At 60.3% G+C, this 14,926-nt stretch carries 16 protein-coding genes; 2 read left to right on the top strand and 14 right to left on the bottom strand.

The features are described 5' to 3' along the window. Positions 1-34 precede the first annotated feature (34 nt). The 3 genes from KU306_RS16170 to KU306_RS16160 all read right to left on the bottom strand — a co-directional run bounded on the left by KU306_RS16170 (position 35) and on the right by KU306_RS16160 (position 3,515). Entirely contained in the window at positions 35-2,626 is a 2,592-nt protein-coding gene (locus KU306_RS16170) for an efflux RND transporter permease subunit (RefSeq protein WP_258303606.1), read from the bottom strand. Positions 2,627-2,862: 236 nt separating this feature from the next. Further along, positions 2,863-3,141 (bottom strand): DUF7521 family protein, encoded by a 279-nt coding sequence (locus KU306_RS16165; protein ID WP_007542248.1) that lies wholly within the window; start codon positions 3,139-3,141, stop codon positions 2,863-2,865. Then, entirely contained in the window at positions 3,138-3,515 is a 378-nt protein-coding gene (locus KU306_RS16160; protein WP_007542247.1) for a winged helix-turn-helix domain-containing protein, read from the bottom strand. The genes KU306_RS16165 and KU306_RS16160 overlap by 4 nt, the downstream gene beginning before the upstream one ends. A 370-nt stretch (positions 3,516-3,885) precedes the next feature. Between KU306_RS16160 and KU306_RS16155 the strand changes: the two genes are divergently transcribed. After that, positions 3,886-4,326 carry a CopD family protein gene (locus tag KU306_RS16155; protein WP_007542246.1) on the top strand — a complete coding sequence of 147 codons (441 nt, stop codon included), beginning with the start codon at positions 3,886-3,888 and terminating at the stop codon, positions 4,324-4,326. A 224-nt stretch (positions 4,327-4,550) separates the two neighbouring features. On the opposite strand, the gene bioD is transcribed toward KU306_RS16155, so the two are convergent. The 5 genes from bioD to KU306_RS16130 form a co-directional block, all read right to left on the bottom strand. Then, the gene (gene bioD, locus KU306_RS16150; protein WP_258303605.1) at positions 4,551-5,270 is read right to left on the bottom strand and encodes a dethiobiotin synthase; all 720 of its coding nucleotides are present in this window, start codon (positions 5,268-5,270) and stop codon (positions 4,551-4,553) included. Continuing rightward, positions 5,267-6,544: an aminotransferase class I/II-fold pyridoxal phosphate-dependent enzyme gene (locus KU306_RS16145; protein ID WP_258303604.1), complete on the bottom strand. Its 1,278-nt coding sequence runs from the start codon at positions 6,542-6,544 to the stop codon at positions 5,267-5,269. Before KU306_RS16145 ends, bioD begins: the two co-directional genes overlap by 4 nt. A gap of 10 nt (positions 6,545-6,554) precedes the next feature. After that, the gene (gene bioU / locus KU306_RS16140) at positions 6,555-7,583 is read right to left on the bottom strand and encodes a (S)-8-amino-7-oxononanoate synthase BioU (protein WP_258303603.1); all 1,029 of its coding nucleotides are present in this window, start codon (positions 7,581-7,583) and stop codon (positions 6,555-6,557) included. A 70-nt stretch (positions 7,584-7,653) separates the two neighbouring features. Then, the gene (gene bioB, locus KU306_RS16135) at positions 7,654-8,769 is read right to left on the bottom strand and encodes a biotin synthase BioB (protein WP_007542239.1); all 1,116 of its coding nucleotides are present in this window, start codon (positions 8,767-8,769) and stop codon (positions 7,654-7,656) included. Positions 8,770-8,842: 73 nt separating this feature from the next. Beyond that, positions 8,843-9,220, bottom strand: coding sequence for a hypothetical protein (locus KU306_RS16130; protein WP_007542238.1), 378 nt, complete (start codon positions 9,218-9,220; stop codon positions 8,843-8,845). A 158-nt stretch (positions 9,221-9,378) separates the two neighbouring features. On the opposite strand from KU306_RS16130, the gene KU306_RS16125 reads away from it, so the two are divergent. Beyond that, entirely contained in the window at positions 9,379-9,897 is a 519-nt protein-coding gene (locus tag KU306_RS16125; RefSeq protein ID WP_007542237.1) for a hypothetical protein, read from the top strand. On the opposite strand, the gene KU306_RS16120 is transcribed toward KU306_RS16125, so the two are convergent. From KU306_RS16120 to KU306_RS16095, 6 genes are all read right to left on the bottom strand, one after another. After that, positions 9,898-10,710 (bottom strand): hypothetical protein, encoded by an 813-nt coding sequence (locus tag KU306_RS16120; RefSeq protein WP_258303602.1) that lies wholly within the window; start codon positions 10,708-10,710, stop codon positions 9,898-9,900. After that, entirely contained in the window at positions 10,707-11,804 is a 1,098-nt protein-coding gene (locus KU306_RS16115) for a PQQ-binding-like beta-propeller repeat protein (RefSeq protein ID WP_258303673.1), read from the bottom strand. Before KU306_RS16115 ends, KU306_RS16120 begins: the two co-directional genes overlap by 4 nt. A gap of 182 nt (positions 11,805-11,986) precedes the next feature. Continuing rightward, complete coding sequence (locus KU306_RS16110) at positions 11,987-12,397, bottom strand: hypothetical protein (protein WP_258303601.1); 411 nt, start codon at positions 12,395-12,397, stop codon at positions 11,987-11,989. A gap of 117 nt (positions 12,398-12,514) precedes the next feature. Then, a complete protein-coding gene (locus KU306_RS16105; protein WP_258303600.1) occupies positions 12,515-13,027 on the bottom strand; it encodes a DUF7970 domain-containing protein in 513 nt (170 codons plus the stop codon). Continuing rightward, the gene (locus KU306_RS16100) at positions 13,027-13,884 is read right to left on the bottom strand and encodes a ParA family protein (protein WP_258303599.1); all 858 of its coding nucleotides are present in this window, start codon (positions 13,882-13,884) and stop codon (positions 13,027-13,029) included. The genes KU306_RS16105 and KU306_RS16100 overlap by 1 nt, the downstream gene beginning before the upstream one ends. A 694-nt stretch (positions 13,885-14,578) precedes the next feature. Beyond that, entirely contained in the window at positions 14,579-14,704 is a 126-nt protein-coding gene (locus tag KU306_RS16095; RefSeq protein ID WP_258303598.1) for a hypothetical protein, read from the bottom strand. Between the last annotated feature and the right edge of the window lie 222 nt (positions 14,705-14,926).

Below are 14,926 nucleotides of genomic sequence, written 5' to 3'. Positions count from 1 at the left end.
AGTAGCAGGCAGTGTGGCCTCGTCGTAGACCTGCCTAGCTGATGACCTCGCCGACGAGGCGTTCACGAAGCACGATCAGACTCGGTAACACTGTCAGGCACGCCCCGAACGCGAAGACGATGCTCAACCCAGTCACGATTCCGAACCGTCTGAGTGGAGGCGACAGCGCGAGGGCGAGCACGCCAAACCCTGCGGCCGTCGTGAGTGCGCTCCCGAACAGTGCTCCACCAGTCCCCGTGAGGGACGCAGATAGCGCGTCGTCGAGTGAGGACGCCCGACTGCGCTCGTCGACGAACCGTTCACCGAGGTGGATGGTGTAGTCGATTCCGAGCCCGATAGCCAGACTGGTGATGACGACCGTCTCGCTGTTGAACGGGATGTCGAGCACCGACATTGCACCGAGCAGCCACGCAAGCGCGAGGACGACGGGAACGAGGAAGACGAACGCGAGCCCCGGCGCACGATACCGCCACCAGTACAGACCCACGAGGAAGACGAAAATGACGCCTATCGTAACTGCGAACCCCGTCACCAACGTTTCGAACAATGCGTTCTGCGCCACGGCTGTGATGACCGGGCCACCGGTTGCGACTGCGGTCACTGGCGCACCAGACTGGATTCCCGTCGCGATGGTTCGAACGTCGCCCGCGACTGACTGGGCTGTCGCGTCGGACTTCACACCGACGACCATCCGAGCGGAGGCGTAGGAGCCGCTTTCCGTCCGGTGTAGGACTGTCGCTGCTCGCTCCGGGGCGACGTCGAACAGAACGTCGTACACCGCTGAGACGTTCGAATCTGGAAGGCCGTCTCCATCGTCGTCTCGGTCGTCGATTGCTGTCGCGAGGGTCTGGTTTTCGGCGGCGACAGACCGCAGGACGGAAACTGGACTCTGGCCCATCGCTTTCCCACGGGCGTCGAGGGCGACTGTCCCACCTTTGTTTACCCTACCGCTCGACTCATCGACTGCTGTGAGGAAGTCAGGTGACGTCACCGCCCCGCGTATCAGTATCTGTCCCTCCGAATTCTGCCCCTCTGGATGAAACGTTTCGCTTAGATATTCGAGGTCGCTTCGGACGTCGGTTTCGCTCGGCTCGAACGGTTCTGGAAGCGATTTCGCCCACTCGGGAGCGTCCTGCGGCAAGAAATCAGCTTGGTTGAACTCTGTATCCAGTCCGGTCGCGCCGTACGCTCCTGCCGAGGCCACAAGCAGCACGACGACGAGAATTCCGAGAGGTGCCCGTCTGGACACGACTGCAATGCGCGAAAGCACTCCTTCGAGCGGTCCCGGTTCGGTTCCGACAGCGGTCTTCTCGCGAGGGCGTCCGAGACGGACGAGTCGCTTCTCGACTTCGAGTTTCAGCGCCGGGACGAGTGCCGCGAAGACGACGAACATCGCGACGATACCGGTTCCACTCAGCACTGCGAAGTCCCGAATCGACCCGAGCGGACTCCCGTAGTTCGCGAAGAACCCGATTCCGGTCGTGAACGCGGCGGTGGCGAGTGCGACGACGACGCTCGCCATCCCGACTCGCATGGCCGATTTTGGGTCTCGTGGCGCTGCGGTGGGTTGTTCGTCCTTGTTATTCCCGGCACGCGCTTCGCGGTAGCGCATCACCACGTGAAGGGAGTAGTCGATACTCAACCCGACGAGTAAGAACGGGACTGCGATGAGTATCGAACTCGACGGAATTCCCAGCCAGCCCTGGATACCACTGACCCAGACCAGCAGTATGGCGATACCGAACACACTCACGACGACGTCGACGAGGTCACGGTACGCGATACTGAGCGCCAGAAGCACGAGCACGAGCCCGATGGGTGTGATGATGACGAAACTGTCTCCGACAGCCTGTGACGAGGCTGAATCGACAATCCCGCGACCGAACACGAACGCGCTTTCGAACCGCTCGTCGACAACTGTCGCTATCGCCACTTGTGCGTCGTAGGCTTCCTGTGGAGTCTCGCCTGCGCCAGGAGTTTCGGGTGATTGAAAGACGAACGTTACCCTCGCGTCGACGTCGGTCGTCCCCGACTGATAGGACGACGGGAGGAATCTCGTTGGGTCGCGACCGGGTGTGGTCGTCCCTGAATCGAGCACGCGCTCGACGAGTGTCGCCACTTCTGCTGGTGAGCGCGATTCGAGCGCCTCGATTTGTTCGTCGAGCGACGGTGCAACTGGCCGCGTCTCAGACTGTTGTAGTCCTGTGTTGCTTTCCGCGTTCGCGGCCTGTCGGTCCGCAGCGTACGCGGCGGTGGCGACGACGTTCTCGATTCCGACGATGCCTGCTTTCGTTTGGAGTGTCGCATTAATCGACTCGTCCTCGCGTAGCTCTCGTTGTACTCGAAGACTCCGCAGTAAGGACTCGCGGCTGAGAACGTCTGTGTCGGTATCCTTGACGACGATTTGACTCACCATTGTATCGTCGGTTTCGTACGTCGCTTGGATACGGTCGAGTGCAGCCTGCTCTTCGGAATCGATTCCCGTTTGGTCGATATCTTGCTCTGGTGTCGTTCCAAGCACTGCTCCTGCACCGACCGCGGCGGTCAGGAGAAGCACGAGGACAATCACGGGTACACTCCGCTCGACGAGTACCTCACTGAATCTGGAAGCGACCGTTCGTCTCATCGCGCTCCTGCCTCCCGCCGATTCCGTGGTCGGTGTGAGATGAAGCACGACCGACTGTGTGGTATCCTTGTATCCTTCATCACTACATCCTCCGCGTACTGTCGATAAGGAACGAAGGAGGCGTCCCAAAACGTGGGACAACTACGAGACGAACGCCGTCGTACGTAGCTCAGGAAGTACTGCCTGCTCTCGATTCGATGAAACCGTGACCACGGACTTTCACCCCCTAACGCGGGCTATTGCCCGTAGAGACCGTAAATCATGACCACGAACCCGACACAGGCGATGATGCTCTCGTAGAGCATTCCCTGTATACTCGGGACGTGGAAGATATGGTGGAGAATACCGACGAGGAACGTTCCAATCGTGATGACGAGGAGGCCCAGTGCGAAGTACTGCAACCCTTCGATTTGGGTTCGCTGGTACGCCCGATACGCTAACCAAGTGACGACGCTCCCGAGGAGGAGTGCTGCGATTTTGACGCCGCCGACGAGGTAGATGATACTCTCGGTCATGATTCGTCCTTCATCGCGGACCAGAATGCAGCCATACGGTCTTCTGCATCGCCTGTCGGTCTGTTGATTGTGACTTCGAACTCGTCCTCGTCGTCGATGCTGATGGAGATGTCGGTGAAATCCCGTTCGTACAGCGTCGCGTTCGGCCCGTCGCGCCGAATCTCCGTGTACTCTTTGACGAGGGCCGCGTCGCTGAGCCGTTCGAGTTTCCGATACACCGTCGAGCGCGGCAACTCACAGCTATTCTGGAGTTCACTCGCAGATTTCGGCTCGCGGAGCGCTTCGAGTATCACCCGACACTTGTCGTCCTCCAGTGACTGCAGTACCGTAGATACGGGTGGTTCGTCTTCGTTCTCGGTTGTCCCTTGGCCCATCTTGGCTGCCGTTTCGGTCCTATTCGCACGTGTTGGTATCAAAGAGAGCCGACGTGGAGTGAGATATTTTTCAGTCATTCGGGAAAGGTGTCGTGTATCGGTGCTCGGAAACGACGTCTGGTACTCTCGTCTTGGTACCCGCGTCGGTTTAGGTGTATGGAGTTGTCCCAGAACGTTAGACTAGTAAGACTGTCTGCACGTTTCGAGTATCCTGTCCCTCTCCCAGTTGTCCCACATCTTGGGACCCTTCCAGCGGTGTTTATCTCCCGTCGTCGAACTCGGTGGTGACGATGATTATCCGCGACAGACACACTCGATTGTCCTATCAGAACAGCGCGTTCCAAATGCATCTCCCCCCGGAGGGACGGCCATGATGTCGATGCTCGACATCGTGCTTTCCATCCACACTCTCTTTGCTGCGGTTTGGACCGGCGGCACACTCGTGATTGCTGGTGCCGTCCTTCCAGCCGCTCGGAAAGGCCTGCTCTCGACACAGGCAATCTCACTCATCGCCCGGCGGTTCTCCTATCTCACGATTGCGTCGGTGGTGTTGCTGATGGCCACTGGCGGGCATCTGGCCGGAACGCTCTACACGTTCGAATCACTCCAATCGACGAGCAGAGGAACCCTCGTCCTCGCAATGCTCGGTCTCTGGCTTCTCCTGTCGGTGCTCCTCGGCGTTGGGTTGAGACGACTATCTGCCCCCACTGACGAACAGTCTGGTGCGAACGTGGCGGCTGCAGCGCGCCCATGGTTCGGCAGTGCAAGTGCTGTTTCAGTCGCGCTTTTGGTCGTCGCTGGCCTGCTGTAGTTGGTATAATCGCTGGCCTGCTGTAGGCGAGCAGCACTGCTGGCCTGCGATAAACCACTACTCTGCGGTCGAACTGAGCGTCGAGGCTGGTGAGACTGTCGTCTCTCACGAATCGCTCGCGGACTGGGAGTGGTGTGAAACGTCGTCCGGTGCGGAAGGATGGGTGCCGTCAGAGAACCTCTCGACGTAGGTGTACGACTTCAGAATATCCACGTCGGCTTCACCTAGTCGTCAGCGAGGGACGCGCCCCCCGAAACGATACGTTCGGGAAACACGTCCAGCGGAAGGTGTTTCCGGACGCCTGCGACCACATCTGACGGCTCCGAAACGTCGAGCGGCGGCAGCGTGTACACCGGACAGTCGGTCATCTCAGCGAGCACGTCGGGGTTGGTTCGCTCGGCGAGTGTCTCGCCTTCGTAGTGGTTCAACACGATTGCCGAGACGTCGATACCTCGATTCCGGAGCGCCGAGACGGACAGCGCGGTGTGATTCAGCGTTCCCAGTCCCGACCGAGCGACGAGCACTGCGGGAATGCCCAAGTCGGCGACCAAATCAATCACCTCGCGGCCGTCAGCCAGTGGGACCCGTAACCCACCGACACCTTCCAGCACGCCCGGATTCGAGTCGGCGAGCAGCGCGCGGGCGTCGTCTCGAATCGTCTCGTATTCGACCGTTTCGCCCGCAACGTCGGCGGCGACGGCGGGGGCCAGCGCGGGTTTGAGTCGTCGCGGGCACGTCGCCGCATCGGCAGTCCCACACACGTCGGCGATGAACGACGCGTCGTCGTCCGGTGGATAGCCCGATTGAACCGGTTTCACACCTCGTGCGTCGGACCCTAACTCACGCAACCAACCGACGAGCCCCGCTGTGACGAACGTCTTGCCGACGTTCGTGTCTGTCCCGACGACGGCGAACGCGTTGTCCAACGTCTCGGCTCGGGTCATAGCAACCCACGCTCCTGTCCTGCGATTTCGAAGGCGTCGAGACAGCGGTCGAGTTCGGCTGTCGTATGGGTCGCCATCGGTGCGACGCGGATGCGACTCGTCCCTTCGGGAACGGTGGGTGGGCGAATCGCGGGGGCGACGATGCCGCAGTCTCGAATGCGGTCTGCGAGGGCGACTGCGTCGTCGCGACTGCCGACCAGCACCGGGAGAATCTGCGTCTCGCCCAGCACGTCGTACCCAAGCGACGTGAGACCGTCGCGGAGGTACTCGACGTTGTCCCACAACTGCTCGCGACGGTCGCCCTCGCGGGCGATTCGAAGGGCTTCGCGGGCAGCACCGACCGCGGGCGGTGCCAGACCGGTCGAGAAGACGAACGACCGCGCGGCGTTCACCACGTGTTCGACGAGGGGCTCGCTTCCGGCGATGTAGCCGCCCTGACTGGCGAGTGCTTTCGAGAGCGTTCCCATCTGTACCTCTATGCGGTCTGCCAGTCCGTCGCGTTGGACGATTCCGCCGCCGTCGTAGAGACCCGTCGCGTGGGCCTCGTCGACCATGACCCACGCTCCGAACCGTTCGGCAACGTCGCAAATCTCGGCCAGCGGAGCCACGTCGCCGTCCATGCTGAACACCGAGTCGGTAACGACGAGCCACGACTCGTCGGCGTCGCGCTGCACATTGGCGTCACACTGTTCGTCGGCCTCGCCGCTAATGCTGCGAGCGGCCATCTCCTCGGCGAGCGAATTCGGGTCACAGTGGTCGTAGACGACTGTCTCGGCCCCGGAGAGCCGACAGCCGTCGATGATACTCGCGTGATTCAGTTCGTCGGAGAATATCACGTCGGGGTCGAGTGCGGTGATGGTTCCGACGTTCGCCGCGTATCCCGACGAAAAGAGTAGGGCGCGTTCGGTCCCTTTCGCCACGGCGATGTCTCTCTCTAACGCGCGGTGTAACCCTGTATCTCCGGTGACGAGCCGACTCGCCCCAGCGCCGGTGCCGACCGACCTGGCTGCCTGTTGTGCAGCGCGAACGACTCGGTCGTCCTGCGCCAGTCCGAGGTAGTTGTTCGCCGCGAAGACGAGTCGCTCGTCGCCGTAGTCGGGCCGGGTACCGCGTGGGTCTGGTGCCATCCGCGTTCGCGCCGCGACGCGGTCCGCCGGTTGGAGGTCGCGGTCGAGATTTCGGTCCCGTCGCTCGGCGAGACGCGCGGCGGGGTCGAATCCGTGGTTGGAACCTCCCACCTCGGCGTCAGCGTGCAGGTCCGCTTGTTCGGTCATCGTGGACCTGTCAGAACCGCGGCAGCAACTCTGCCGGGCCGAAGACGCCATACTCTCCCGCGCGGTTTCGTCGGACGGCCGATTTCAAGTAGCCCAGTGCTGGGCCGTTGACGTTGGCTTCCATGCTAGTGTTGTCGTCCAGTTGGAAGGTGTTGGTCCCGCGTTCGCCGTCGAAGGTCGTCCCAGTCACGCGAACGGTCGTCGTCGTGGGCTTCTCGTCCGAGGTCACGTCGAGGATGCCGCCGACGGTGACATCCTCGGCGTCGCAGATGCCAGCGCGTTCCAACAGCACGTCGTCGGCGTGTTCCATATCGGTGAACTCGATGACGCCGTCGTGTTCGTCGATGACGTCAGCAATCTCCTCGTCGCTCATCTCGCGGGCGTCGTCGATGTCGTACTCGGGGAGGTGCGCGATGTCTTCGCGGACCGTGCCGCGGTTGTCCTCGTAGCCCGATTTGAGGCCGACGCCCCACCAGATTTCGACCTCGTCGACTTCGACGAACGACTGTGCGGCGAGCGCTGCTGCACCCGTGAGGAACCCGGGCGTCGCACCCGCTCCGCAGACGAACGTGATTCCCGATTCCTCGAACGCTTCGGTGCGCTCGTCGAGCATCCCGATGACGCGAGAGCGCTTGAGAACGTCCACGAGGACGCCCGAGTAGCCCGCATCGACGAAGCGGTCGGCGACCCGCGGAATAAAGTCGTGTTCGAAGTTCGGCAGCGCAATCAGTATCGCGTCGATGTCGTCGCTTTCTTCGATGATATCGTCGATTGGCGTGTCGGTCGGAACCGCCTGCGTCGAGGCGGCGACGCCTTTCATCTCGCCGGTCTCTTTGACCGCTGTCGCGCCGCCGTCGGAGGCGATGTTTCCTTCCGTCGCCGAGAGGAGTTCGTCTACGTCCAGTCCGTCGTGGTCGACTGCGACGCCGTGGCGGTCACACGCCGCGACCGGTGTCAGTTCGTCTTTGTGCGTCGAAACTTCGAGCGTCCGTCGGCCGATACCACCCGTTCCGAGTACTGCGAATGTAACGTCGTTCATCGTCGTGTCGTCGGTAGGTCGTCCGTTAGTTCGTCAGTTGGTCGTCGGTTGATGCGTGTTCGTCTGCTGTTCAGTCGTCGAGCTCGGCGTCGCCCCCAGCGGTCGCTGATTCTGTTACGCCGTCGGCCACGTCCTTCGAGCGGGCTTTGACCGCTTCGGGGTCGAACTCGTTGGCCTCCATATTGGGCTTGAGTCCCGCTCGCTCGACAATCTCGATATCGTCTCCGGGTGACTGCCCCTCGGTCGTGAGGTAGTCACCAGTGAGAATGCCGTCTGCCCCTGCTTCGAATGGCAGGTGCTGTTCGTCTTTGTCGAGGTTGACCTCACGGCCGCCGGTCAACCGAACGCGAACGTCCGGGAGCAAGAGCCGGTAGACCGCAATCGTCTTGATAATCTCCTCGGTCGTGATGTCCGCGGCGTCGCCGAGTTCGTCGCCGAGTTCCGTTTTGGCGACCGGATTCAGAATGTTCACCGGGAGCGAGGAGATGCCGATGTCGCGGAGGGCGAGCACCGCGTCCACCCGGTCGGTCGGGGCTTCGCCCATGCCGAGGATGACGCCGGCACAGAGGTCCATGCCCGCCGCCTTTGCACGTTCGAGCGTCTTCACCCGGTCTTCGAATCGGTGCGTCGAGACGATTTCCGGGAAGTATCGCGGTGACGTTTCGATGTTGTGATTGTAGTGATTGATGCCTTCGTCGGCGAGAATCTCGGCTTCTTCTTCGGTCAGGATGCCGAGGCTCGCGTCGATTTCGATGTCGGTCTCGTCGCGGACGAGCCTGATTGCTCGCAACACGTCGGCCCACTCGTCCGGGCGTTTTTCCTTACTCACTCCTTTCTCGGCGACCACGATACCGAATCGCTGTGCGCCGTCTCGTTCCGCGCGCTTCGCCGCGTCGAGAATCTCCTCTGGGTCGAGAAAGCCGTAGGTCTCGATGCCGGTATCGAAGTGGACCGATTGCGCACAGAACCCGCAGTCCTCCGCGCAGTTGCCCGCCTTCGCGTTCACGATACTGCAGGCGTCGACCGTGTCATCTCCGAAGTGTGCTCGCACCGCGTCGGCGGCTGGTGCGAGGTCTTCGACTGGTTGTGCGATGAGCGCTAACGCCTCTGTCCGGTCGATTTGGTCCCCGTCGAGAACCTTGGCGACCGACTCGTCGACCGTCTGATTACCAGTCTCGTAAACCACGCTAGGCAACGGAGTTTACGACAAGATAATAATTTCGGTGAATCTTCACATCCTGCCAGCAGCAATCGGTTCTCTAGCCGAGGCGCTGGCATCGACTAATCCACTTTCTCTCGTACGTGTCTTGTTCGACGACTCGGCCGTGGAGGTCGTGAATTGACTGGACTCCAGCCTCCTCACACCAGTCGATACAGGTTAGATACGCCTCGAAATCGAACTCCTCGCGGAGCGTTTCGTCTCGTTCGACACAGAGCGTGTCTTCGCCAGCGAGTGCTGCTGCGAAGCCCCGCGTGTGGCCGTCTGAGAGATACCACTGCCCTTCGTGTTCGAACACGGGAAGTGGGTCGTACTGTGGGTCGTCGCAGTCGAACCACTCCAGTACCTCGACGAGCTTCGGTTTCGAGAGGTACAGTTGCGTCGGAGACACCGCAGGGAGTGGGAGTTGACGTGCCATAGAGTCCGAGTGGCGGTGGTGATATGTTAAACATTCAGGACAGAAACGTGCCCAGCGGGTTCAGCAGTGACTTGGCCGAACTTCGGTGTAGTCTCTCGGCCGCACCCGCTCTCGATAGATGCCGGGCTTATTTTTCCGTGGCCTTCCTCACACCTTCTATGGTCTCTCGCCGAGTGTCGTTCCTCCTCGTCGGTCTGGTTCTCCTCAGCGGCGTCTCTGTCGCTGCGAGCGAAGCTATCGACTCACCGCCGACGTTCACACTTTCGAACGAAGACAACACGACCTATCGGGTGACTGCGTACACCGCAGAGAGTACGCAAGCCGCACTCCTGATGAACTTCGAAGTCACCACACGAGACGGTGAACGTCGTCTTGCGACGCTCTCGCAGTTGGTTTGGCCCGATGGATATCGGAACGTGACACTGGCGGACGACGGGATTCCAACGCAGCGTGTCACGGTCGAACCCGGCGACGAAGTGACGACGACTATCGAGGCGTGGGAACCCGGTAACGTCACGGTGTACATCGTCGAGGACCTCGGCGACAACGAGACGCACACGATGACCGAAATCAAAACCTGCACCGAGCGAGAACAAAAACACCGGTTGACGCTCGAACCGGACGGCGCGAGTGGGTCTTCGGTCTGTGCCTCCAGTTTGGATTGGTTGCTTCAGTAGTCAGCCGTCTCTCTCAGCGGCGTTCTCCATCCGTGTTTGGCGCACCACCACGGCAAGCGAGATGGCGTGAACCGGTCCGACCACGGCCGTACTCAGAAGCCCGCCCGCGACCGGTATCTGTGCGAGTCCCCACGATGCAAGGCCGAAGAGACTCAGCAGCCAGAACAGCGTCACGCGAATCCCACTCGACGCTCGGGCGCTCTTCCAGAGTGCCACCTTGAACCCCTCGTCTGCGGCCAGAAATCCGGGAACGAGGAAGACCCGAACCAGCACGAGCGTGAAGGTGAGAAACAACAGTGCCCCGAGTACGAGGCTCCCAACGTCGATACTCGGAGAGCCGAGCATCCAGGGAAGAATCGTCACTGTCGACATCCCGCCGAGGTATCTGGCGAGCGAACTGCGGCACCGCTCGACGCCGAGTGCGCGAGTAATCGTCAACCAGCCAGCGACTCCAGCGGCTAGCACCGCGAGGAGTTCGAGTGTTAGGCCACCGACCAAATACGGGAGTCGGAGGTCGACGAACACGGCGGCGCGTCTGGCTGTTCTGGCGGTCCCCATCGGAAACACGGAATATTGGATGCTGAACGTTTGACTGAGTCCATCCGACGCCGACAGTGGAATCGGGTCACGCATGCGAACCCAGTCGGCGAAGGCGACGAAGAGGCCCACAACCATGAACGGGACGACGAGCCCCGGGTCGCGACTGACGTGCCTTTTCACCGCGTCGAGTATGACTGGGGTCGACAGCCATCGTCTGGACTCCGAGGCCGTTGGTTCGGTGTCGGCCGCGCCGTGTTCTCTCTTACTCGTCATTTTGCTTCCTCCAGTGCGATGACGCGCTCGCGGTTCACTGCATAGAGAACGCCGTCGCCGACGACCGGCGCAGAGAGCGGGACCTGCGGAGGTTGGAACTCGAACCGCTTGGCACCCGTTTCGGAGTCGAACGCGACGAGGGAATAGCCTTCTTTGACAGCATAGACGACGCCGTCGGCGACGACCGGTGCCGTCGCGCCACCGAATGGCGCGGTCCACAGCGTCTCTCCCGTTTCGAGGTCGAGGGCGTGCAGCGACTCCAGTTCGTCGGTAACGAAGACCTTCCCGTCGGCCACCGCCGGTGTGCTTTCGGTCGCGTTCGCGTCTAGCGTGCGTTTCCAGAGTGTCGTCCCATCGTTGGGGTCCAGTAGCCAAACCACTTCACGGGAGGGGACGACGAGACCTGCTTCGGTCGCAATTGGCGGTAAGAGTAACTGCTCGTCGACGTTGCGTTGCCAGTGTTTCTCTCCAGACTCTGTGTGGAGCGCGGCCACTCCATTGGGCCAGTACGTGACGTAGACGAGTCCGTCTTTCACCGCGGGCCTGTTGAAGTCGGCACCGAATGTGTCGTCTTCGGTTATCGTCGTTCGCCATCGAGTCTCTCCGTCGTTTGGGTCGAGTGCAGTGATGTCGCTCTCTCCCGGAACTGGCGTGTAGATTTCCCCGTCGGCGACGACCGGTGCCACCGGCTCTGCTGGACCAAAGAAGAGGCCTCCTGTCTCGTATCGTTGGTTCCACCGTTCGACCCCGAACTGGGCTCCTGTGAGTGGAAGTCCGACCCCGCCGTCAGCATTCAGGCCGAACACTCCAGCCGAGGACCCGACCGCCAGCGTGTCGGTGTTGTAGACTGACGAGTGAGAACGGGCCGGCGGCGACTGATAGGGACCGGGGTGGCCGAATTTTTTGGCCCCCGTCTCGGCATCGAGTGCGAGCAGCCCTTCTCCAACGGCGTAGAGTGTATCGCCCAGCAGAATCGGAGACTCTGTTCCGCGAAACCAGTCTGTCGAGTCGTGCGACCACGCGACCTTCACGCCGTCTTTTGGCCCACTTGCTGTGGGATTAAACCCGGTTCCTTCGGGGTCGTACCGATCCATCGGCCAATCGTATGCGGGTGTGGGTGTGGAAGCAGACTTCGGGCCGCCTGCGACGACGCTACTCGCCAGTGTCCCGGTCACGGCGAGCCCGGTTAGTTCGAGAAATCGGCGTCTGGAGGGGACCATCTACTCCATCTTTTGGTTTGTTCACATAATTAGTGTCGATACGTGAGGAGTTGCTCTTACATTCTGTTGAGAGCCTCTTCGGGGACCGGACGTACCACTCCGAACACGAAGCGATACCCGAGGAATCCGAGATACATGCCGGTGAATCCGGCGTAGTAGAGTCCCACGAGTGCCGAATTCAACATGAGCGGGAGACAGAGGGTTACAATCCCAATCGCGGTGAACAAAACCGTCTGCAGCGGGTGGCTCCGTAGGTAGTCTCGGACATCGTAGAACCGAGGCGGGAAGGCTTGATGTTCAGATAGGTATTGGAACCAACCGCAACCGCTGGCGACGACCCCGGCGGTCAGCAGGTGGGTCAAAGAGATGTCGAATGGCACGCCGAAGAAGGCGAACTGATAGAGTATCCACACTCCAGATGCCCCCAAGAGAAAGTCACGTAGGAGAACTTTTCGTGCGTCGTCCATCGATGGCGCGAGATACTCACAGAACTCATTCATATCTTATTTTTAGGACACATGTCGCCGATAGCGACTGCGCTGTCTGTCGTGAGGGGCCTGAAATAACGTGCAGCTGTCGGCCTCTTAGGCGGTATCGAGGTCGTAGCCCCACTCTCGGAGCACGCCAGCGATTAGCTCTGGATTCCGCTGGGCGACGACCATCGCGGCTTCACGGTAATCGGATTTGTAGACGTTCTCTCCGAGGAGTTCTTCGAGCGTATCCTGGAGTTCCGCTTCCCCATCGATAACCTCCTCTCGGAGGAAATACGGAACCTGCTCGCGTCCCTCGTTTACCTTGTTGCGTCGAAGCTTGTACGGAATCGAGTCCATCGTCGGTCGCTGGGACGTCGATTGCGACTCTGACTTTGACTCGGACTCTGATTTTGACTCCGTCTCGCCCCCCGACTCTGACTCCACAGCGTCCGTCTCGGCAGTCTGCGCCTCAGCGGTCTGTGTCTCAGTAGGGCTTGCGGACGTGCTTTCAGGTTCGGTATCCTCGTCCACCGCCCCCGCAGGTTCTTGTTCGGTCTCTGCGGGTGGTTCCTTTTCGTCCGTGTCGTCGAGACCGGCGTCCCGAGACCCTGATTTGAGTCCCATTAGGCAGTCACCTCGGGGGCTTCGAGACCGGCCTCGCGTTCGAGGTGTCGGGCCAGTTCGTCGAACTGGTCGAGCGTTTCGAGTTCGTAGTCGCGCTTCCGGTCGCGATGTTCCTCGACGTACGTGTAAGGACTGCACTGTTGTTTCCAGCACCCTTCCATCAGCGACCCGCGTTCGCCGACGACGACCGGAACCGGGAAGCCGCTTTCGCGGAGTTCACTGAGAATCTCCCGCTGGTCGCGCGTATCTTTGTATCCGATTGGCAGGACAGACAGCACGCCCACGTCGACGTTGATGCTCTGTTCCAGTCCGTCGACGAGGTCGTCGAGTCCCTCGATGGACTCCTGTCCTTTCGCGGTCGCTTCGAACGGGATAACCACGTTCCGCACTGCGACGAGCGCGTTGTAGAGAATCGGCCCCGCCTTCCCGGCGGAGTCGACGATGACGACGTCGTACTCGTCGCGGACGTTCGCCTCCCGGAGGACGCGATGGAGTTGGTGATACATGCTGTAGGACTCTCCGAAGTTCTCGGCCTGCTGTTTCTCGTTGAGGAGGAATTCGTGGAGGTCTTCGAGCATGTTGTGGGAAGGAATGAGGTCGATACCGCTTTCGACCTCGATAGCGAGGTCGTGGAAGCCCCCCTTCGGTCGGCCGACGAGGTGCCGAACGAGGTTGTCCACGTTCGGGTCTCCGCGGTCGTAGTCGGGGCCGAAGAAGTAGGTTAGGCTCCCGTTTTGTGTGTCCATGTCGATTACGAGAACGTCGTGTCCGGCGCGCGCGTGACTCGCCGCGAGCGTCGCAGCGGTCGTCGTCTTCCCGACGCCTCCTGCCTCCGAAACCGGCGCATACGTGAGCATTTGCGCATTAGTTGGAGACCGTGAATATAAATCTAGGTCAGACAACGTAGCGATGATATCTGGCTATTATTTATAACTATGGAGTATAGCTATAGTTTGTAACTATGGTTTCTAGCTACAGCGTGTGTTCAACTATCGTGGGTGTGCTGTGTGGCGATTGTGGTCAGATACGGTCTGTACCTACAACTTTTGGGCAATACTGCTGTAGAGCGGTATCGTTCGTGGCTCAGTTATCTGGTCTAGTGTCTACCATAGTTGGGACGCTAATCTGCAGACTAGGGGTGTGAGGTGTAGGTGTAGAGTGTAGTTGTTGGATATAGGTGGAAAATATAGTTGTAAAATATGTGTGTGGGGTATAGCTATACATTACTGGTGTGAACTACAGTTGTTAGCTGCGGCTATGGACTCTGGGTATGAATCATGGCTGTTGGCTATTGCTGTGGCCGGCTCAAATGCGCGCCATCCTACAGGAGACTATCCAGTCTTGTGCCCTCGATTTTTCGTTGGTGGACCTGTCGGAACGAATAATCACGGTGCTCCGCAGGTACAGCAGCACAGCGGGATACTGCCGTAGAGTATAGCTAGATTCAGGCCATATAATATGGCTACTTGTTATAGCTATACAGTATAGGTGAACTATGTAGGTGAACTGTATGGCTTCAGTGCGTGTTTTTGAGAATACCCCCGCCGTTCGTCACTCTGTCTCGACAGGCACACCCCGTTCGTCGAGGGCAGCGGCGACGTGTGGAACGTCGCACACACCGACCACGTCGAACACGGTGAGTTGTGGGCGAAACGGAACGTCCGACTCGGTTGCCATCTCAACGAAACTGGGGCCGAGGTCCCGAAGTTCGCTCCTCCCACGTTCTCTGCGATGGCCGCAGTGTACAGTGCGTGATAGGCGCCGATTCTGGTACTATCTGTGTCGGCTCGTTGGTCGAAATAGTCGAGTTCGCACCTCGCGTCGTGAAACCTGTTTTCGGCGTGTCGAGGTGCCCACAGCAAAAGAGAACTGCCGGGTGTGGCCCTCCGCCATCGGGCA

The organism is Haloferax larsenii, from assembly GCF_024730625.1.
Lineage (GTDB): Archaea > Halobacteriota > Halobacteria > Halobacteriales > Haloferacaceae > Haloferax > Haloferax larsenii.
The sequence above is the reverse complement of the archived record's forward strand: the minus strand, read 5'-3'. Positions and strand labels throughout refer to the sequence as shown.